This is a genomic window from Pseudomonas sp. NPDC077649 (assembly GCF_044542855.1).
Classification (GTDB): Bacteria; Pseudomonadota; Gammaproteobacteria; order Pseudomonadales; family Pseudomonadaceae; genus Aquipseudomonas.
The window spans coordinates 1-20,158 of sequence record NZ_JBITVF010000014.1; the positions used below are offsets into that span (position 1 = coordinate 1).

At 62.2% G+C, this 20,158-nt stretch carries 17 protein-coding genes and 3 pseudogenes; 11 read left to right on the forward strand and 9 right to left on the reverse strand.

Going from position 1 to position 20,158, the window contains the following annotated elements; translation table 11 throughout:
- Window positions 1-430: 430 nt before the first annotated feature.
- From ACIGFL_RS23810 to ACIGFL_RS23820, 3 genes and pseudogenes are all read right to left on the reverse strand, one after another.
- Window positions 431-1,696, reverse strand: a complete 1,266-nt coding sequence (locus tag ACIGFL_RS23810) for a type II toxin-antitoxin system HipA family toxin (RefSeq protein ID WP_397498772.1) — start codon at window positions 1,694-1,696, stop codon at window positions 431-433.
- The gene (locus ACIGFL_RS23815) at window positions 1,689-2,207 is read right to left on the reverse strand and encodes a helix-turn-helix domain-containing protein (protein ID WP_397498773.1); all 519 of its coding nucleotides are present in this window, start codon (window positions 2,205-2,207) and stop codon (window positions 1,689-1,691) included. The genes ACIGFL_RS23810 and ACIGFL_RS23815 overlap by 8 nt, the downstream gene beginning before the upstream one ends.
- A 175-nt stretch (window positions 2,208-2,382) precedes the next feature.
- Window positions 2,383-2,550: pseudogene (locus tag ACIGFL_RS23820) on the reverse strand (LasR-specific antiactivator QslA); the annotation flags it as partial.
- Window positions 2,551-2,566: 16 nt separating this feature from the next.
- On the opposite strand from ACIGFL_RS23820, the gene ACIGFL_RS23825 reads away from it, so the two are divergent.
- Window positions 2,567-2,854, forward strand: a complete 288-nt coding sequence (locus ACIGFL_RS23825) for a hypothetical protein (protein ID WP_397498774.1) — start codon at window positions 2,567-2,569, stop codon at window positions 2,852-2,854.
- A 21-nt stretch (window positions 2,855-2,875) separates the two neighbouring features.
- Here the strand turns inward: ACIGFL_RS23825 and ACIGFL_RS23830 are convergent, their stop codons facing one another.
- Window positions 2,876-3,841, reverse strand: coding sequence for an RnfABCDGE type electron transport complex subunit D (locus ACIGFL_RS23830; protein ID WP_397498775.1), 966 nt, complete (start codon window positions 3,839-3,841; stop codon window positions 2,876-2,878).
- Window positions 3,838-5,238, reverse strand: a complete 1,401-nt coding sequence (gene rsxC, locus ACIGFL_RS23835) for an electron transport complex subunit RsxC (RefSeq protein WP_397498776.1) — start codon at window positions 5,236-5,238, stop codon at window positions 3,838-3,840. The genes ACIGFL_RS23830 and rsxC overlap by 4 nt, the downstream gene beginning before the upstream one ends.
- Window positions 5,239-5,783: 545 nt before the next feature.
- On the opposite strand from rsxC, the pseudogene ACIGFL_RS23840 reads away from it, so the two are divergent.
- Window positions 5,784-6,154: pseudogene (locus ACIGFL_RS23840) on the forward strand (RidA family protein).
- Here the strand turns inward: ACIGFL_RS23840 and ACIGFL_RS23845 are convergent.
- From ACIGFL_RS23845 to ACIGFL_RS23860, 4 genes and pseudogenes are all read right to left on the reverse strand, one after another.
- Window positions 6,153-6,314: pseudogene (locus ACIGFL_RS23845) on the reverse strand (IS3 family transposase); the annotation flags it as partial. The pseudogenes ACIGFL_RS23840 and ACIGFL_RS23845 sit on opposite strands and share 2 nt — an antisense overlap.
- 210 nt (window positions 6,315-6,524) lie before the next feature.
- Window positions 6,525-7,802, reverse strand: a complete 1,278-nt coding sequence (locus ACIGFL_RS23850; protein ID WP_036992045.1) for a TRAP transporter large permease — start codon at window positions 7,800-7,802, stop codon at window positions 6,525-6,527.
- Between the two features lie 17 nt (window positions 7,803-7,819).
- Window positions 7,820-8,356: a TRAP transporter small permease gene (locus ACIGFL_RS23855; protein ID WP_397486230.1), complete on the reverse strand. Its 537-nt coding sequence runs from the start codon at window positions 8,354-8,356 to the stop codon at window positions 7,820-7,822.
- A gap of 148 nt (window positions 8,357-8,504) precedes the next feature.
- On the reverse strand, window positions 8,505-9,905 hold the full coding sequence (locus tag ACIGFL_RS23860; protein ID WP_397498777.1) for a PLP-dependent aminotransferase family protein: 1,401 nt from the start codon (window positions 9,903-9,905) through the stop codon (window positions 8,505-8,507).
- 177 nt (window positions 9,906-10,082) lie between these two features.
- Here ACIGFL_RS23860 and doeA point away from each other — a divergent pair, with 177 nt between their 5' ends.
- The 9 genes from doeA (at window position 10,083) to ACIGFL_RS23905 (ending at window position 20,156) form a co-directional block, all read left to right on the forward strand.
- Window positions 10,083-11,270 (forward strand): ectoine hydrolase DoeA, encoded by a 1,188-nt coding sequence (doeA, locus tag ACIGFL_RS23865; protein ID WP_397498778.1) that lies wholly within the window; start codon window positions 10,083-10,085, stop codon window positions 11,268-11,270.
- Between the two features lie 16 nt (window positions 11,271-11,286).
- Window positions 11,287-12,345, forward strand: coding sequence for a N(2)-acetyl-L-2,4-diaminobutanoate deacetylase DoeB (doeB, locus tag ACIGFL_RS23870; RefSeq protein WP_397484984.1), 1,059 nt, complete (start codon window positions 11,287-11,289; stop codon window positions 12,343-12,345).
- 56 nt (window positions 12,346-12,401) lie between these two features.
- Window positions 12,402-13,436: a TRAP transporter substrate-binding protein DctP gene (gene dctP, locus ACIGFL_RS23875; RefSeq protein ID WP_397498779.1), complete on the forward strand. Its 1,035-nt coding sequence runs from the start codon at window positions 12,402-12,404 to the stop codon at window positions 13,434-13,436.
- 195 nt (window positions 13,437-13,631) lie between these two features.
- A complete protein-coding gene (locus tag ACIGFL_RS23880) occupies window positions 13,632-14,111 on the forward strand; it encodes an Lrp/AsnC family transcriptional regulator (RefSeq protein ID WP_397498780.1) in 480 nt (159 codons plus the stop codon).
- A gap of 231 nt (window positions 14,112-14,342) precedes the next feature.
- Entirely contained in the window at window positions 14,343-15,815 is a 1,473-nt protein-coding gene (locus ACIGFL_RS23885) for an NAD-dependent succinate-semialdehyde dehydrogenase (RefSeq protein ID WP_397498781.1), read from the forward strand.
- Window positions 15,816-15,956: 141 nt separating this feature from the next.
- Window positions 15,957-17,363, forward strand: coding sequence for an aspartate aminotransferase family protein (locus ACIGFL_RS23890; RefSeq protein WP_397498782.1), 1,407 nt, complete (start codon window positions 15,957-15,959; stop codon window positions 17,361-17,363).
- A 76-nt stretch (window positions 17,364-17,439) separates the two neighbouring features.
- On the forward strand, window positions 17,440-18,435 hold the full coding sequence (eutB, locus tag ACIGFL_RS23895; RefSeq protein ID WP_397498783.1) for a hydroxyectoine utilization dehydratase EutB: 996 nt from the start codon (window positions 17,440-17,442) through the stop codon (window positions 18,433-18,435).
- Window positions 18,422-19,366, forward strand: coding sequence for a cyclodeaminase (locus tag ACIGFL_RS23900; protein WP_397498784.1), 945 nt, complete (start codon window positions 18,422-18,424; stop codon window positions 19,364-19,366). The genes eutB and ACIGFL_RS23900 overlap by 14 nt, the downstream gene beginning before the upstream one ends.
- A 1-nt stretch (window position 19,367) precedes the next feature.
- Window positions 19,368-20,156, forward strand: coding sequence for an aspartate/glutamate racemase family protein (locus ACIGFL_RS23905; protein WP_397498785.1), 789 nt, complete (start codon window positions 19,368-19,370; stop codon window positions 20,154-20,156).
- Window positions 20,157-20,158 lie beyond the last annotated feature (2 nt).

Consider the following 20,158-nt stretch of genomic DNA (forward strand, 5'->3'; position numbering starts at 1 on the left):
CGGCACAGCAGCGCTATGCAGCTATCGCCAGTGGAGTTTGAAAAGCGTTATTTCCAGAGCTTGGAGAGTGTCTAGGAAAGCCGGGGCGATTCATATAGCTATCCCGAACCTCCAGGGTGTCGGCCCGAGCAGTAGTCCAAGCAGCGTCAGGCCAATGAGCAATCCAGTGAGGAAGAGTGCTAATCGTGGGGTTGCGCTGAGACGAGAGCTGGTGGTTTCCTCGGTCAGGGTTCTACGCTTGCGCTGCGCATGAACCACCGCCGACTAGGGCGACTAAGGCGGTCGTGAAAAAATCAGGAAAAATCGCGGAGGCTCCACCCAGCGTAGCGGCCGGGTGGAAACCGTCTATTTTTCTTGATTTTGAGGGGGCAAGAACCCCTGCTCGTGGAGAGGTAGGGGCGTCACCATCGGCTGGTGACGGCATCCAGAATTACTCGGCGAGGCGAAATGCCGAGGCCATTCGGCCTTGCTCTTTGACGCTGATCCCGAGCTTCTTGGCCGCAGGCCGCCAGAGCAGTCGAACCTTAGTGCGAAAGTCTTCGATGATCTCCAGAGCGTCTTGCTGCTTGAGTCGGAAGTAACCAGCCACCGACAGGGCCAGATCCAGGTCGAGCGCGTTGTCGAACTCGGAGACGTTGAGCTTCAGCCCGTCGGCGTAGGGCACCGGATTCATGTCGTAGGCGGCGGAGAGCTGCCAGCCCTTGCCCGGGACGAGGATGAAACCATGGTTTCGCAAGTGGTCATCTGTATTGCTGACCAGCATGTTGAAAACGATACGCTTCCACAGTTCCTGCAGGTCGGCCTCTGGCGTGGCACCGTGGCGCATCAGTACCTCGGCGATTTCCAGGTAGCTGACGCCAGTTGAGTGGTCCTCGCCATCGACGTGCTCCGTCATGGTCATCGCTGAGGCGAAGTGCAGCCGCTCGCCCGTTGGGGTGCGGTCGAAGCGCTTGACCATGAAACAGTGATGGTTGCTGGCGTACTTCCCCGCAGTGGCCTCTGCCACGCGTAGACCGCAGGCGTTGGCGAGGATATTGACCACCATCTCCCAGGCGCCGACATCGTGTTCATCGTTGTTGCTGGGAAACTTGGCGATCCACAGGGCATTGTCCGGATCTACCACGCTGGCCTTTGGCCGGGCGCCACCCAGTGAGCCGCCGGGGGCTATCAGCATCCTCAACCAATCTCGGCCGTTGCTCATGTCCTCGCCCTGCTCGAAGCGCCTGGACGCCTCCTCAAGCTCGCGCATGCTGGTCATCGGCGGTGCGGCCATATCGTGGTGGTTGTCCAGATACGGACCATCGACATCAGTCTTGAAGCGAATGGCGCCCACACGGAAACTGTCGTGCACGCCCAGCAGGTAGTCGGATTCGAACAGCTTCGAGCTTTCTGCGGCCACTCCAGTTCGCACATCCCGTTCATGCCGGCGTCGCATCAGCAAGCGCCCCCAGCGGTCTGGAGAGGCGTCGGCGAACAGGCCGAAGGTCGCGGCGCCTTGTGCGGGGAACTGGCGGCCAGCAAAGGGCTGGAGTCTCGGGTCAAGCAGTGCTTGATGTACCAGGCCGGCTAGTGCCGAGTCGACGAATTCGAACTCGAACCGCTCGCTGCCGCGTGTGCGCTGGCAATGCAGGGTGCCAAGCCTCTGGGGACCAGCAAGCCCCGCCCAATCGGCGAAGACTAATATCTGGCTAGCCATCGAGTTCCCCCATCAACTGGGCCGCCAGGTCGGCGCCGGTAATGATTTTCTTGTCGGCCGGATGTGCCTTGGAAGTCGCCCGTTTGCCAGCGTTGGACGGCGGACGCTGGGATTTGGCGTCTGCCGGCTTAAGCGAGCTTGGTACAGTAGGGTTCTGGGGGCGTCGTTGAGGGGCGGGGCGGCTTGCAGCAGCCGTTGGGCTCCTGGCAGCCCCGGACTTTGCAGGCGACAGTGCCGTGTCCTGCAAGTGGCGGCCCAGTTCATCGTTCAGCGCGACCTGGGCGAGGTCTTTTTCCAGCCCCAGCACTTGCAGCACGGCCATGTAGGCGCCTAGGGTCACGCCTGCACTGCCTTGCTCAAGAGACCTGAGTGTCGGCAAGGACATCCCGGCCCGCTCGGCCATCTGTTTAGCAGTGATCTTGCGCCGCTTGCGCGCGAGCATCAGACGCTCGCCTAGTCCTTCGAGCAGCCGATCCGTTGCGGGTAGCAGTGGGGCGGTTCGCTTTGCCATGGAGAAATATTCTTTCATAAAGGAAGACAAGGTGAAGAGATAATAGCATCTATGCTCTCTTGATTTGTCAGTGCTGGCGTAAAAATAGAGCTATTCCTTCGCTTTTATATTAAAAGTGAAGGAATATTTCTATATAGAGGCCTTCTGTTGAGCCAGGGAGGCTTCCGGCCGGCTATCAGGGCTGCCGAGAACAGATTCGCTGGTGAATGCGGCTTAGGAATCCAACCTCAAAGGCGCGCCTTTCCATCGCGCAAGGCAGCAGATCACGCTCGGCGATCATGATCGCCCATAGCCAGCCGCTGCGGGCGTTGTCGAGCCAACTCTGAGCTAGCTTCACGCCCCGGGCGGCGCGCACCGGCATGACCGAGCAGGTGTTCGCCGACACCATGAAGAAGCCGGAGGCTGGCTTCGACTACTTCGCCCTCGATAACGTCGCGCCCCTGCTGGTCTGGCTCGGCTCCGAGGCCTCCGCCGGCGTCACCGGGCGCCTGTTCGAGGTCGAGGGCGGCAAGCTGTCCATCGCCGATGGCTGGCGCCGCGGCCCGCAGGTGGACAAGGGCGGGCGCTGGCTATCCGAGGAGGTTGGCCCGGCGGTGGCGCAACTGGTCCAGCAGGCCGTGCCGGCGCAGAAGGTCTACGGCAGCTAGTCCTCGCCCGGGCCCGGCCGGTCAGCCGGCCAGGGCCGGCACCGGTTGCTGCCGGTACCAGGGACGCTGCACCCGTTGCACCAGGCTGTTGATCTGCGGCACCAGCAGGTTGGCGGCCAGTACCGCGAAGCACAGGCCATCGGCGTACAGGCCGAACTCACGAATCAACTCGGTCAGCACGCCGATGGTGGCACCGAACAGGATGCGCCCGGCGCGGCTGTCGGGACTGGTCACCGGGTCGGTGGCAATGAAGAAGGCGGTGAACAGGCAGCCGCCGAGGCTCAGGCTGTACAGGCTTTCCTGCAGGCTGTGGCCGGCGGCCATGCACAGCAAGGCCTGGCTGCCGAGCATCGCCAGTGGAATCTCGATGCGGATCACTCGCAGCGCCGCCAGGATCAGGCCGCCTGCCACATAGCCGTAGCCGGACAGATTGGGGGGGATCGGGTTGAACTCGTCGAGGGCCAGTTGGGTGGCGCCGGCGAAGGAGTCGAGGTTGAGGCGCGGTGCCAGGTGCAGTTGCTGCAGCAGCACTTCGCGGGCGTCCAGGCCGAGGGTCCAGGCGCCCTGGTTGGTCGGCGCCGGGTGGAGTTGCTGATAGAAGCAGATGGCGATGATCCCCAGGCCCACCATGGCCGGGTTGAGACGGTTGCGGCCGAGGCCGCCACTGGCGTGCTTGCACAGGGCGAGGCCGGCGAAGCTGGCCAGCGCCATCATCCACAGCGGCACCAGCAGCGGCAGGGCGCGCGCCAGGATCAGGCCGAACACCAGCCAGCTCAGGTCGCTCAGGCCCTGAGCCACATCCTGCCCGCGCAGGCGCAGCAGGCCGGCTTCGAAGGCAAAGGCGAGGATCACGCACCAGAAGGTCTGGATCCAGACCACGGTGCCGAACTGCCAGGCATACAGCACGGTGCCGGGCAGCAGGCACAGGCTGACCAGCAGCATCAGGGTGCTGAGTCGCCGCGGGGTTGGGGACTTGACCAGGCTCATCGGCGCATCTCCATCTTGCTCTGGCGAAAGCTGTCGCGTAGCGGCAGGTTGCTCGGGCAGGTGCTGCTGCAGCTGCCGCATTCGATGCAGGCATCGAGGCGCAGCGCCTGCAGGCTGGCGTGATCCTGGTTTTGCGCGGCGTTGTAGAGGTCCAGTGGCCTGAGCGACATCGGGCAGACGTCCACGCAGCGCGTGCAGCGGATGCAACTGGCGGCGGGCTTGGCCGCCGGCAGGTAGCGCTCGGCGGCGAAGATCAGGCAGCTACTGGTCTTGCTGATGACCGCGCTGGGGGCCGGCAGCGGCTGGCCCATCATCGGACCGCCGACCTGGGTCAGCTGGCCGTCGGCACGGGCGCCGGCCACCGCGCGCAGGGCGGTGACCGGATAGCCGATCGGCACCTCGACGTTGCCGGGGCGCTTGCAGTCGCCGGTCAGGGTCAGTACGCGCGAGACCAGCGGCTCGCCGTGCAGCGCGGCGCGGCCGAGGGCATAGAGGGTGGCGACATTCAGCGCCAGCACGCCGATCTCGGCGGGCCGCGCACCGGGGGCCAGGTTGCGGCCGCTGAGGCTCTTGATCATCAGCGGCTGGCCGCCGGCCGGGTAGCGCGTCGGCAGCGGACGGATCTGCACCGAGGTGCGCGCCTGAATGGCGGCCTCGCGCAGCGCTGCCATTGCCTCGGGTTTGTTGGTCTCGACGCCAAAGCGGGTCTGGCTGATGCCGAGCAGGTGAGCCAGGTAGTCGGCGCTCTCGATCAGCGCCTGGGCGCGTTCGCGCATGAGGCGGTCGTCGCAGGTCAGGAAGGGTTCGCACTCGGCGCCGTTGATCAGCAGCAGGTCGGGCTGCTCGGCGCCGGCCAGCTTCAGCGCGGTGGGGAAACCCGCGCCGCCGAGGCCGACGATGCCCATCTGCAGCGCCCGCTCGACCAGGGCCTCGACGCTTTGCGGGGGCGCCAGCGGGGGCCGCTCGGCCCATGCATCCAGGCCATCGGCGCGCAGCGTCACCGCCAGCACCGGTTCGGCCGAGTCGGCGGCGAAGGCCGGGCCGATCTCTTGCACGGTGCCGGAGGTGCTGGCATGGACCCAGGGCGTATTGGCATCGCCGCGGCCGATCACCTCGCCCTTGCGCACGTACTGGCCCGGCTCGACGCAGGGTTGGGCGCAGCGGCGACCGCGCTCGAGCGGGATGGTCAGCAGCAGGTGGTCGGCCGGCAGCCGGATGATCGGCGTGGCGTTGGACAACTGCTTGTAGCCCTTGAGTTTGATGCCGCCGCGCCAGCTGTGCGAGGGCGGCGCGGCGATGCCGATCAGGCGGCTCCAGAAGGACAGCTGTTGCGCCTGACGCTGGGTACGGACGCTGACGGGCATGCGCTCGATGCTCTGAAACGAATGACTGGACATTTCCGTCCTCCAATTCTTGGGCATGAAACTCCCCCTGCGCAGTTCGGCACATGAAGGGGGCTTGCTCCAGGGGGGTGGGGAAAACGAGGCGGGACGCTCGAACACTCACTAGTTGAGTCAGAGCGTGAAATGGACCTGTTGTTCGTTTTTTGAACAGTTTTGCCGACCGGCGGTAGCCTTATCTCGGTCGCCGTGGACCACTCAGCCAGCACCAGTTCTGGCGGTGAATCGTTTCGGGTCGGGGGCTAGTTCAGCGCTTGCGCAACGGCGAGTCGAGTTGCTGTAAGCAGTGCACGATGCGTTCCCGGGCAACCTCCGGGAAGGCCTGCTGCGTCAGCTCCACAAGCACCGCCAATTTGACGCGGCCGGAGCCGAGCTAACGCTGCATGTAGGCGAACACCTCTTCGTCGTTGATCCTGCTGCCGTCGTTGTGGAACGCCCCGCGGATCGCCAAGCACATGGCCGACGCGCAGCAACTCTAGTCCCTGGCTTTGGGGAGTGCGGGGGTTGCTGATTCCCTCTCTTTCTCGCCAGAGGAGTACTCCATAAAGCAGGCTGTGAAAGCCCAGCTGTTCCCGTCCAGAGCCCCGCTGGAATGGGCGGTGATCGGTAATGGCACCCTGTACACCGCACAGATACCTGTCCACGCACTGGGCCAGGTGGTGCTGGCGGTATCGAGGTGCAGACCCGCCAGGCACTGGACAATCTCGTGCACAGTGTCGAATGCGCTGAGCTGCGCCTGGAGGCGGTGCCCCAGGTGCTGATCTACGTCACCGACCGCAGCTACCTGGCCAAGGTCAACGCGATCCACACCGAATACTTTCAGGCGCCCTACCCGAATCGGGCCGCCGTGGTCATCGCCGGATTGGCCCTTGAGGAAATGCTGGTGGAGTTGGTGGTATACGCCAGTGCCTGACGCGGTAAACCCGCTTCACATTGACCGATGGCTGGCCCTGCTGCTCATGCTGCCGACGCAACAGGCCCCAGACCCGGCGATAGCCATAGCTGGGCAACGCGCCCACGGCCAGCTTGATCTGCTCGACCAGGGCCGCATCGTTGAGCGTCCGGCGACGACGCGGCTGCGGCTCCGGAACAGAGTTCGGAAGGTGACTTTCTTATGGGAAACAACTTGGTCAGCAGCATCGACCGGTTCGTCAGTTGCTAAGGGAGTGTTCTGCCTGGCTTCTTCCATTGCTGATTCGACGGAAGAGCCACGGCGTTTTGAAGCTATCACCGATGTGCACGATGCATTTATGACCATGCCAGAGTCTGCATGGGAGCAGGCTCTAACGAAAGGCCAGATCGCGCAGGAACAAGGTGATTGGAGGGAACATGATGAGTAGTACCGACATCAGCAGCAAGATGAGGAAGAACGGCAAGCTGCCACGGATTACGTCGAAGTAGGGCCGTCGAAATATCGCTATAGCGGTGAAGATGTCGCAGCCGAAAGGCGGTGTGGCCGAGCCGATGGCCGCCTGCAAGGTGATGATGGTGCCAACCAGCACCGGATCAAGGCCGGACATGCGCACCGCCGGGGCGAAGATCGGCACGAGGATCAGCATTACCACAATCGGGTCGACGAACATGCAACCGATAAAGAAGGCGATCGAAATGATGATCAGCAGTTCGGTCGGCGAAGCCTGCATCAAACCAATACCGCTGAGGATCTGCTGGGGGATCTGAGCGAAGGATATCACCCAGGAGAAGGCCGAGCCGGCGGCCACCAGGATAAACACCACGGCGGTGATCAGCCCGGTGGACATTGCAATGCTCGACAGATCACTGAGCTTGACCCGGCGAAAAATCAACACCTCCAGAATCAGCGCATAGAGCACTGACACCGCAGCTGCCTCGGTAGGGCTGAAGACCCCGGTGTAGATGCCACCGATGGTCATCACTGGCAGCAGCAGTGGCAGGAAGGCACGACGGCATGTGCGCAGCCGCTCATGCCAGCTAAATTTCTCGCTGCGGGGAATGCCTGCCAGCCGCGCGTAGAAGTAGCAGTAACCAGCCAGCAGCACCATCAGCAGTAAGCCAGGGCCAATGCCGGCGATGAACAGTTCGGCCACCGATGTACCCGAGACCACGCCGTAGATGATCATGCCGATGCTCGGCGGAATCAGCAGGGCGATATCCGAGGCGTTGATGATCAGTGCCATGGCGAAGCTGTCCTTGTACCCCTGTTGCAGCATCTTCGGCCGCATGATGCTGCCCACCCCGACCACCGTCGCCTGGGTCGAGCCGGACAAGGCACCGAACATCGCGCAGCTCAGAGCAGTGGTGACTGCCATGCCGCCCCGCACGTGGCCGACGAAAGCCATGGCGACATCCAGCAGTCTATTGGCCGTGGCCCCGCGAGTAATGATGTCGGCGGCAAGGATGAACATCGGTACTGCCACCAGGGCTGACGGACGGATGCCGGCGATCATCTGCTGGATTAGGAACTCCGGCCCCATGTTGAAGAAAAACAGGAAGCCGGCCGCTGCGGCCGCCAACAGGGTTGTCATCATGGGGAAGCCCGCCAGCAGCAGGACCAGCATGATCAGCAGAAGAGCAGTAGTCATATCCATGCTGTGCGTACTCAGGCTTGCGGGGGGAGGGGGACGTCGACATGCCGCGGCGGTGCTTCGCGGCAGCCGAGCAGTACCAGCAACTGAATGAAGGCGTGGCGCAGGAACTGCAGGCCACTCATACCCAAGCCCAGTGGAATGACCAGGTAGATGTAATGCAGCGGCAACTGTAACGCCGATGAGGCGCGGCCAACGCGCGCGGCTGATTGCACGTAGCCAATGGATGCCCAGGTCAGCCACATCAGCAGGGCGGCGGTAAGCAGATTGATCAGCAGGAGGCTGGCGGCGGCAGGCTTGCCAGTCAACTGCTCGACGAAGGCGCTCATGCTGATGTGGCGGTTGTGCCGCGCGGCATAGCTGCAACCGATGAAGGTGACGAAGATGATCAGGAACTGATTGAGTTCCTCGGAGAAGTACAGGCTCTGGTTGAACAAGTAACGGCCAAATACATTGCCGACCGAGTTCAGCGCCATCAGCAGGATCGCGCTGGCGAGGATAAACGCCTCAAGCTTTTCCAGCAGCCAGTCCAGTTTATGTAGCCAAGCCATTGCCACCTCCAGCCTGCTGCCATGGCGACAGGCATTTTTTTTGTTGTGGAGGCCAGACAGTACATCTGTGAAAAAACCATGTCAATTCAATATTTGAATCAGTACATGTGTGCTATTTCATGGTGCATGAACTGCTTTGTGCGTCATTTCAGAACACGAAATGCATGGGGGGAGGGATCTCCTCCATCAGCCCATTCAGCGTGGCCAGTCCTGCCTGAACGCGCGAGCGGCTCTGTTCGGCGCCCAGGCTGATGCGCACGAACGGGTTGTTGCGATCGGCGGTGGCCAGGAACGGCTCCGCCGGAAAGATCATCACGCCTTCTTGGCGTGCCCGGCGGACGAATTTTTCCGGTTGCCAGTGCGCCGGCAGTTCGGCCCATATATGCATGCCGTTGGGATGGGCCTTGTAGCGGCAGGCGGTGAGCAGTTCGCAGGCCATCTGCTGGCGTGCCGCAAACTCCTGCTGCTGAAAGGTGATCATGCGGTCGAGGGTGCCGTCCTGCATCCACCAGCTGGCGATCTCGAAGGGCATCAGGGTGGCCATCCAAGTAGTACTGCGAAGTCGGCCTATGGCTTGCTGCACTAGGTGTGGCGGGGTGATCAGGTAGCCGGCGCGCATGCCAGGCAAGGTCACCTTGGTCAGGCTGGTGGCGTAGAAGCTGCGCTCCGGAATAAGCGCCGACAGTGGCGGGCTGCGGTCCGGTTGCAGCGCGCCGTAAACGTCGTCCTCCACCACTGTCAAGTCGTAGCGCCGGGCCAGCTCGGCGATCGCCTGACGTCGTTCCAGGCTCATGGTGTTGTTGTTGGGGTTGTTCATGGTCGGGGTGCAGAACAGCACCCGCGCGCTCCCCTGTCGGCAGGCGGTTTCCAGCGCATCGGGCAGAATGCCCTGGTCGTCTGTGGCCAGGCCTTTGAGATTGAAGTGCAGGGTTTGCGCCAAGGCCAGTAGCAGCATGCCCGTCTCGTGTTCGCAGAGTACCGTGTCACCTGGCTTGAGTATCGTCGTCATGGCAATAGTCAGGGCGTGCGCGGTGCCATTGCAGAACAACATGTGATCGGGGTTGGCCGGCATTCTCTGCTGGGCTAGCCAGGCGCAGACCACGTCACGGTGCAGGGTCAGGCCTTGGGTCGGGTGGAAGGATGTTATGAAATCATCGCGGCCCTCGCGGGACAGGCGTTCGAGGCCCTCGCGGTAGAGCTTGACATGGCGGGCCGTGCATACCGGATGGGCGGTGGACAGGTCGATGCCCCGGCTGGGGTCATCGTGTTCGTCGGTGGACAGGTAGTCCGATTCGTGGCTGACGTGGCGGCTGCGCACGAAGGTGCCGCTGCCCACCTGGGCGTAGACGACACCCTGCTTTTCGGCATGTGCGTAGGCATTGCTTACCGTCTGCACGCTAACCCCCAGGACCTCGGCCAGCTCTCGGTGGGTCGGCAGCTTGCTGCCGGGCTGCAATGCGCCAGCATTTATCGCTTCACTGAGGGCGTTGCCGATGGCCAGGTATTTGGGCTGGCCAGAGCGGATGAAGGGCTTCAGGTCTATTGTCATAGTTCAATAAAGTCCTTGACGAAAAGTGTACTGATAATAAATATGTGATCCATGCGGATTGACCTGCATTTGATGCGGTCACTCTAGCAGGTTTCAGTACATTGCATAACCGCCCGGATGGTGCGGGCGGTTGGATAGAGACCTGAACGCCGTCGCGTTCATTTTCGAGATGCTGTCATGAGTGAAATCGCTTTGAATTTCAGCCGTGAAGAGTATGCCCAGCGTTTGATCAAGGTGCGTGCCGCCATGGCTGAGCGGGGGGTCACGACGCTGATCGTGCATGATCCATCCAACATGGCCTGGCTTACCGGTTATGACGGCTGGTCTTTCTACACTCCGCAATGCGTGGTGATTGGCCAGCACGGCAACCCGCTATGGTACGGCCGTGGCATCGATGCCAATGGCGCGCGTCGCACCGTCTACATGTCGGAGGAGGATATCGCCTCCTACAGCGACCGCTACGTGATGAACCCACCGCATCACGCCCTCGACTACCTGTGCCAGGAAATACTGTCGGCACGAGGCTGGACCAGCGGCACGATCGGCGTGGAGATGGACAACTACTACTACAGCGCCACTTCGCACCAGGCGCTGCAACGTGGTCTGCCGCAGGCACAGTTGGTCGATGCCACTGGCTTGGTCAACTGGTGTCGAGCGGTCAAGTCGCCGCTGGAAATCGAGTACATGCGTGTGGCCGCGCGCATCGTCGAGAACATGCATCGGGCGATCATCGAAATGGTCGAACCGGGTCTGCCGAAGAACGTGCTGGTAGGTGAAATCTATCGGGTTGCCTGTGTCGGTCACGAGGGTAAGTTCGGCGACTACCCAGCTATCGTGCCCATGTTGCCTTCAGGCAAGGACGCTTCGGCGCCGCACCTGACCTGGGACGATCGCCCGTTCAAGAAGGGGGAAGGTACCTTCTTCGAGATTGCCGGCTGCCACAAACGCTACCACTGCCCGCTGTCGCGCACTCTTTACTTGGGCGAACCGTCAGCCGCTTTTCGCAAGGCCGAGGAGGCGATCAACGCTGGCCTGGAGGCGGGTCTGGCGGTCGCCAAACCGGGCAATACCTGCGGTGACATCGCCAGGGAGTTGAACAGCACCCTGCGCCGTTACGGTTACGATCGCGGAGATAACCGTTGCGGATATCCAATCGGTCTGAGTTATCCGCCGGATTGGGGCGAGCGCACCATGAGCCTGCGTGAGAGCGACACCACGGTGCTGCAACCTGGCATGACCTTCCACTTTATGCCGGGCCTTTGGCTGGATGATTGGGGCCTGGAGACCACCGAGAGCATCCTGATTACCGAGAGCGGGGTGGAAACCCTTTGCGACTTCCCGCGACAGTTATTCGTGAAGGCCTGAGATGAGTAGCGCAACCATGAATATTTCATCCGAAGCGGAACTGCAGGCAAACACGCGGTCGAGCGTTGCCGAGGTTCGTGCCACCACCCTCAGTGCCACGGTCGATTTCGAGCGAGACGGTGTGCAGCACGGCTTCCTCAAGCTGCCGTACTCCCATGACCAGTCGGCCTGGGGCTGCATCATGATCCCCATCAGCGTGGTGAAGAACGGCGTGGGTCCTACCGCGCTGCTCACCGGCGGCAACCACGGCGACGAATACGAGGGCATCACCGCGTTGCTCAAGCTGGCTGGAGAGCTGCGGGCAGAGGACGTCCAGGGGCGGGTGATCATCGTCCCGGCGATGAACTACCCGGCCGTGCAGAACGGCAGCCGTACCTCGCCGATCGACAAAGGCAACATGAACCGCTCTTTCCCCGGCAACCCTACAGGGAGCATGACCGAGCGTATCGCCGATTACTTTCAGCGGCACCTGATTCCGTTGTGTGACTATGCCTTGGATATACATTCCGGTGGCAAGACCCTGGACATCCTGCCGTTCGCCGCAGCCCACCGACTACCGGACGCACAGCAGGAGGCCAAGTGCATCGAAGGTGCACGCCTGTTCGGTACTGCCGCCAGCATGATTCTCTTCGAGCTGGATGCAGCTTCGTTGTACGACACGGCGGTGGAGTCCCAGGGCAAGGTGTTCGTCACCACCGAACTGCGTGGCGGCGGCACCAGCACCCCCGAAACCATGGCCCTGGCCGATCGTGGTGTGCGCAACTTCCTAAAGTTTGCCGGGATTCTCGCTGGCGAGTTGGAGCTTGCCGACGAGCCGCGGCTGCAACTGGATATGCCCGATGCCAGTTGCTACGTGCAGAGCACCCATCGCGGCATTCTCGAACTCACCCGTAGCCTGGGCGATCGCCTCAAGCGAGGCGACCTCGTTGCGCGGGTACATGCGTTCGAGCGCACCGGCACGCCGGCCGTGGAATATCGTGCGGAACGGGATGGGCTCCTGGTTGCCCGGCGTTTTCCCGCACTGGTGGACATCGGCGACACCCTGGCGGTAATCGCCGACATCGTCGAAAGCTAGAGGCCGGCAGGTCCGGTCGCAACCAAATGACAATAACAGTAAGCGGAGACCTCACCATGAGCACCCTAAGCACACTGAAGAAAGTGGTCCTGACTGCAGCGATGGGGCTGACCCTGATTGGCCAGGCGAGCCTGGCGGCTGCAGAGGAATGGAAGTTTGCCCTTGAGGAAATCAGCGGCAGCGTGCAGGACGCCTACGCTCAGAAGTTCAAGCAACTGATCGAGGAAAAGAGCGGTGGCAAGATCAGCGTTACTGTCTATCCATACGGTGCGCTGGGCGAGTCGGAAGATCTCACGGAGCTTGTGGCTAACGGTGTCCTGCAGTTCACCCATGGCTCGACCGGCATTCTTGGTTCCACCGCTCCAGGCATGCAGGTGTTCTCGGTGCCCTACCTGTTATCCCAGGACAATGCGGTGAACCTCAAGCTGCTGACCGAGAGCCCAACAATCTACGGGCCTGTTGCCGACAAGCTGAAGACCCGCAACCTGCGTTTGCTGAGCATGTACCCGGAAGGCGATATGGTCTGGACCACCAACAAGGTGGTGCGCAAGCCGGCCGATTTCGCCAACGTGAAGATGCGGGTTATGGCCTCACCGATGCTGGTGGAGACCTATAAGTCGTTCGGTGCTGTCCCCACTCCGCTGCCTTATTCCGAGGTTTATGGGGCTCTGCAGCTGAAGATGATCGATGGCCAGGAGAACCCGGTTTTCGCCATCGAGGAAATGAAGTTCTATGAGGTCAACGATGTCATGACCTGGTCGGGACACCAACAGTTCACGGTTGCCGTCCTGTCCAGCGAGTCCTGGTACCAGGGGCTGCCTGCGGAGCAGCGTGCACTTATCGACGAGACTGTGGAGGAGTTGGCGCCTTACATCTTCGAGACTCAGGCCAAGTACAACGATGAGCGTCTGGAAAAGATCAAACAGGCCAAACCGGGTATCCAGCTGGTGCGTCTGACCGAAGACGAGCAAGCGGCTTTCCGCGCAGCCAGTCAACCTATGCGCGAGAAGCTGGTGCAACTAGCCGGCCCCGAAGCCGGCTCTGTGCTCAAGGCCCTGGAGCAGGAAATCATGGAGCTGGAAAAGCAGTAACCCCTGTTGCCGGCGGGCCACTCCGCCGGTTTTTTTGCAGTGTTGCTCTGTTCGGGGCGGGCCAACGTTCTGGGCAGGCATGCAGGATGGGTTAGGCGCAACGAGAGCCATGCTGCAGATCGATCCCAGCAACACTTATGCCGAGCAACCTCGCCCCTGTGGCGGGGTGCGGCCTTTTTCGCCGTGGAGCCGTTTATGCGTCTGGACAGCTATGACCTGAAGATTCTGCGCATCCTGCAGTGCAATGGGCGGATCACCAAGTCCAGCTTGGCCGAAGCCATCAACCTATCTATCAGCCCCTGCTGGGAGCGGGTCAAACGTCTCGAGGAGGCCGGAATCATTCGCGGCTACGGTGCTCAGCTGAATACCGAGATTCTGCTCAAACGTGCCTCGGTGATGGTCGAGATCAGCCTTAAACAGCACAACCGTGAAGCCTTCCAGCGTTTTGAAAATGCCATGCAGGAATGTCCTGAAGTCACCGAGTGCTACGCCACTGGTGGTGGCATCGACTATATCGTCAAGGTCATGGCGCGCGACATCGACCAGTACCAGCGCCTTATCGACCGCTGGCTGATGACCGATTTGGGCATCGAGCGTTACTTCACTTACATCGTGACCAAGACCATCAAACACAGTGAACCTCCGCTGATGCTAGACGGTGAAGAAGAAGCCTAGCCGGCATTTCTGTAAGCCACCCTGTCCCCCCTTGATGCTGCCGTTTCGTGCCTGGCCCGTGGTGCAGAAAAAAACATCAGCACGCCACCGGCAAAGAAAAAAAACAGCCCACCCGCCCCCTTTGAAGAGAAAAAATCGCTGACTGGCAAACCCTAAAGTGGAAGCCGTAAACACGCACCACGCCTTGCGCCGCGAACCCGCTGCGCAAAGCAAGTAGAGGGGATACCGTCCATGCACATGCTTAAAGATCCACGCCTGGTTCGCCAGTTGGCCTACGTCAACGGTAAATGGGTTGCCGGTCACGAGGGGCGCGATGAAGCGGTCATCGATCCAGCCAGCGAAGAAACAATCGGGCGCTGCACCCAGCTGGACGCGAACCAGATAGAGCACGCCATCGATTCGGCGCAAGCCGCCTTGCCGGCCTGGCGTGCGCTGTCGGTGGACGCACGTGGCGTGATACTCGGTAAATGGCACGATCTGCTGTTGGAGAACAAAGAAGACCTGGCCAGGCTGATGACCCTCGAGCAGGGCAAGCCGCTGGATGAGGCCCGTGGCGAGATCGACTACGCCGCGTCCTTCATTCGCTGGTTCGCCGAGGAGGCGCGGCGCGCTTACGGCGAGACCATCCCCAGCCACATTCGCGACGCCCAACTGGGCAGCGTACGCGAGCCGATCGGCGTTGCCGCGCTGATCACGCCGTGGAACTTTCCCTGCGCGATGATTACCCGCAAGGCCGCCGCGGCCCTTGCTGTAGGCTGCACTGTGCTGGTCAAGCCGGCTGGCGAGACGCCGTTCTCCGCTTTGGCCCTGGCCGAGCTCGCGGAGCGTGCCGGCTTCCCCGCCGGAGTTTTCAACGTCATTACTGGCGAGCCGGAGATGGTCTCCCAGGTGCTCTGTGCCAGCGACAAGGTCAAGGCACTGTCCTTTACCGGCTCGACCCGGGTCGGTCGCCTGTTGCTGCAGCAGGCTGCGGCCACGGTGAAGAAGTGCTCGATGGAGCTGGGCGGCAACGCGCCTTTCATCGTCCTTCCAGACATGGACGTGGAGCAGGCTGCCCAGGCGGCGATCGACGCCAAGTTCCAGACCACTGGCCAGGACTGTCTTGCGGCCAATCGCATCTTCGTTCATCGCTCACTGTATGAACCGTTTCTGGCGGCCTTCGCCCGGCGCATGGGCGAGCTGACAGTGGGCAACGGTCTGGTCCGCGGGGTCAATCAGGGGCCGCTGATCAACGCCAAGGCGGTGGCCAAGGCCCAGGAACTGGTAGACGACGCAGTGACCAAGGGCGCGCGCCTGCTAGTCGGTGACCAGGGCCAGGCGCCGGGCCGCAACTTTTTCATGCCGACCCTGCTGGCCGATGTGACCGCGGATATGCGTGTGTATCGGGAAGAAAACTTCGCCCCTGTGGCCGGCGTGCTGGCCTGGGACGACCTGGAGCAACTGATCGCCCAGGCCAATGACACCGAATACGGTCTGGCTGCCTACGTCTACGGTCACGACATGCGACCGGTCTGGCGGCTGTTGCGCGGCCTCGAGTTCGGCATGGTCAGCGTCAACTCGGTAAAGATGACCGGCCCGCCCGTGCCATTCGGTGGCGTCAAGCAGTCCGGCCTCGGCCGTGAGGGCTCACGCCATGGCCTCGATGAGTACAGCCAGATCAAGTACTACTGCCTGGGTGGTCTGCCCAGTGCAAGCGGCAGTTGAGATCTGCGCGGGCGTCATGCGCGATGCGCCACCTGGCCAGCGCTCGCTACGTTTCCAATAACTGAAACCTACTGAATACGCGGTCTTCGCCGGAAAACCGCAACGGCACCAACCACAAACGAATTCCATGAGGGCACTGCCATGACCATCGACACCCAGAAGATCATCGAGATCGACCGCCAGAACGTGTTTCACGCCTCCACCCATCTCAAGCAACATGCCCATGGCGAGAGCCCGGCGCGGATCATCACCGGCGCCCAGGGCATCCGTATCCAGGATTCGTTGGGCAACCAGTTCATCGACGGCTTCGCTGGCCTGTACTGCGTGAACATCGGCTATGGCCGCAACGAGATGGCCGAGGCGATCTATGAGCAGGCCAAGCAGCTGGCCTACTACCACACCTACGTCGGCCACACCACCGAGGGCATGGCCACCCTGTCCGAGCGTATCGTCGCGCTCGCCGGCCAGGGAATGAGCAAGGTCTACTACGGCATGTCCGGTTCGGACGCCAACGAAACCCAGCTCAAGCTGGTCTGGTACTACAACAACATCCTCGGCCGTAAGGAGAAGAAGAAGGTCATCTCCCGCGACCGTGGCTATCACGGTTCGAGTATCGCCTCCGGTTCCATGACCGGCCTGCCGGTGTTCCACGCTCACTTCGACCTGCCGCTCGAACGCATCAAGCACACCGTGGCGCCGGTCTACTATCGTCGTCCCGACGACGCCATGAGCGAACTGGAATTCTCCCGCTACTGTGCGCAGCAACTCGAGGAGATGATCCTCGCCGAAGGCCCGGATACGGTCGCGGCGATGATCGGTGAACCGGTGCTCGGTACCGGCGGCATCGTGCCGCCTCCGCAGGGTTACTGGACGGAGATCCGCAAGGTGCTGGACAAGTACGACATCCTGCTGATCGCCGACGAGGTGGTCTGTGGCTTTGGCCGCCTGGGTGTCGACTTCGGTTCGCAATACTACGAGATGAAACCGGACCTGATCACCGTGGCCAAGGGGCTGACCTCGGCCTACCAGCCGCTGTCCGGGGTAATAGTCGGTGAGCGCGTTTGGCAAGTACTGGAGCAGGGCACCGATACCTACGGAGCCATCGGCCACGGCTACACCTATTCCGGGCACCCCATGGGCATTGCGGCGGCCATCGCCAACCTGGATATCATCGAGCGAGAGAACCTCACTGGCAATGCCCGGGATACCGGGGCCTACCTACAGCAGCGCATGCAGCAGACTTTCGCTGAGCACCCGCTGGTCGGCGAGGTTCGTGGCATCGGCTTGCTCGCCGCTCTGGAGTTCTCCAGCGATCGTAGCAAGCGCCAACACTTCGACCCCAACCTCAAGGTCGGTCCGATGGTTTCCGCAGCCTGCCTGGAAGAGGGACTGATCGCTCGTGCCATGCCGCACGGTGACATCCTCGGCTTCGCTCCGCCGCTGGTGGTCACCCGTGGCGAGGTGGACGACATCGTTGCCCGTGCCGAGCGTGCGGTGAACAAGGTCACCGACAAGCTGATCAGTAGCGGCGCCTGGCAGGCCAAATAAGGCAACTAGGTAACGTGGCGGGGATACATGGGAGTCTCCCGCCGCTTTGGTTTAAAGCGCTTCTCTGGGGATTGGTATGCAACAACAACTGAGCCTGCAGGATATCTACCGGGCCCGCCGGCGTATCGCCGGGCTGGCCCTGCGTACACCCTTGGTGCGCTCCGAAGCCTTGTCGCGGCGCTGGGACTGCGAAGTCTGGCTAAAGCTGGACTGCCTGCAGCCTACCGGCTCTTTCAAGCTGCGTGGCGCGCTCAATGCACTGCTCGGTCTTGAGCCCATGCAGCGGGAACGTGGCGTGGTGACCATGTCCACCGGCAATTTCGGCCGCGCCCTTGCCTATGCTGGGCAGCACCTGGGCATCCCGGTCACGGTATGCATTTCGCACCTGGTGCCAAACAACAAGGTCGAGGCGCTGCGACAGAGCGGCGCCGAACTGGTTATCCATGGCGACTGCCAGGATGACGCCGATCGCGAGGCACGCCGCCTGCGTGATGAACAGGGGCTGGCCTATGTTCCGCCTTTCGACGATCCGCTGGTGATCGCAGGTCAGGGCACCTGTGGCCTGGAAATCATGGAAGAGCAGCCGGACATCGACCTGGTGTTCGCTGGTCTCTCAGGCGGCGGCCTTATCGCCGGCCTCGGCCTGGCGGTCAAGAGCGTCAATCCTGCCGCCGAGGTGGTTGGCGTGAGCATGCGCGAGGGGGCGGCGATGCTCGCCAGTCTCGCCGCCGGCCATCCGCTGCAAGTGCCAGAGGTGCACTCGCTGGCCGATAGCCTGGGAGGCGGTATCGGATTGGACAACGCCTGGACCTTGGCCATGACCCAGCGCTACATGGATCGCGGTTACAAGGTCGACGAGGCACAGATTGCCCGCGCCATGCTGCATTTCCTACATGAAGAAAAGATGCTGGTGGAGGGCGCCGCTGCCGTAGGTGTTGCCGCCGTCGAACAGCATCGCCTGGAGCTGTCGGGGCGGCGTGTGGCCTTTGTGGTCAGCGGCCAGAACCTGTCGAATGAAACCTTTGCCGAGGCCTGCCGCCTGGCTGGAGAGCGTCCCTATGCACATCTATAAGCGCAAGCAGATCGCAGAGCGGGTCAAGCTCGATGCGACTGCCCTGGAGGCGGTCGAGGCCGGCTTCGCTGCCCTTGGTCGTGGCGAGGTGGAGATGCCGCCGATCCTCAGCATGAACATCGCCGAGAGCAACGGTGAGGTCGATGTGAAGACCGCACATATCCGTGGCTGGCCGCGTTTCGCCATCAAGATCAGCCCTGGATTCTTCGACAACCCCAAACTGGGCTTGCCCAGCCTCAATGGCCTGATGCTGCTGTTCTCGGCCAAGACCGGGCTGGTCGAGGCGGTGTTGTTCGACGAGGGCTACCTGACCGACATCCGTACCGCCTTGGCCGGCGCCATCGCCGCCAAGCACCTGGCCCGCGCCGATGCGCACAGCGTCGCGGTGATTGGCGCCGGCCTGCAGGCCGAACTACAGGTCGCGGCCCTGCGCTTGGTTCGGGATATCCATGAAGTACATGTATACGCCCGCGACCACACCAAGGCCGAGGCCTATGCCACTCATATGCGTGCCCATCACGGCCTGCCGGTGACCGTGCACACCAGTGCCGCCAGCGCCTGCGCCGAGGCCGACATCGTGGTCACCACTACCCCGGCACGCGAACCGGTGCTGCGCTGGAGCGACCTGCCAAGGGGTATCCACGTCACCGCCATGGGTTCGGACAACCCGCACAAGAACGAGCTGGAGCCCACCATCCTGGCCAGTGCCGACCTTGTGGTGGTCGACCGCCTCAGCCAGTCGCAGGCTCTTGGCGAGCTGCATCATGCCCCGGCGCTGCAGCGTGAGGTATTCGAACTAGGCAGCCTGATTGCCGCGGGCCGCTCCCTGCGCAGCAGTGCCGAACAGATCAGTGTGTGCGACCTGACAGGTACGGGTGTGCAGGATACCGCAATCGCCAACTATGCTGCGCGTCTACTCGAGGGAGTCTGAAATGAGCCTCTCTTTCGCCGACTTCCAGAGTCTGCAACGGATCTTCCCCTTCCAGCGCACAACGGATGACGGACATGTGCGCATCGGCCTGGTGCAGCTGGCCAGTGACTTCACCCTGGAGAACGAATGGCGTCAACTGCTCGGCGAGCGGGTCGAGTTGTACAGTACGCGCACCCCCTGCAGCCCTACCGTGACCACCGAAGGGCTGCGCGGTTTGGCGCAGAATCTTGCCCAGTCCAGCTCCCTGTTGGTTCCAGGGCTAGCGCTGGATGTGCTGGCGTTCGGCTGTACCTCCGGCAGTATGCTGATCGGCGAGCAGCAGGTGACTCGCCTGCTTAGTCAGGCTCATCCCGGGGTACCAGTAAGCAATCCCTGGAGCGCGGTCAAAGCCGCCTTGCGCGGCCTCGATGCGCGGCGCATTGCCGTGCTGACACCCTATATCGGTGAAGTGAACTACCCACTTCACCAGGGGTTGCAGCAGGCCGGTCACGAAGTGGTGGCCTTCGGCACCTTCGCCGTGCTGGATGACGCCGAGATTCCGCGTATCCCGGCTGCTGCAATCAAGGCAGCGGCACTGGAGCTGCTCGCCGGTCAACGAGTCGATGCGCTGTTTCTCGCCTGTACCAACCTACGTACCTTGAGCCTGCTTGATGCACTGGAAAAGCGTCTCGGTTTGCCGGTCATCTCAAGTAACCAGGCGCTGTTCTGGCATGCCCTGCAACTGGCAGGCTGCGTACACCGACCGCCGGGCTTTGGCAGCTTGCTGGTAGACAGCTGGGGGCCGCGCTGAGA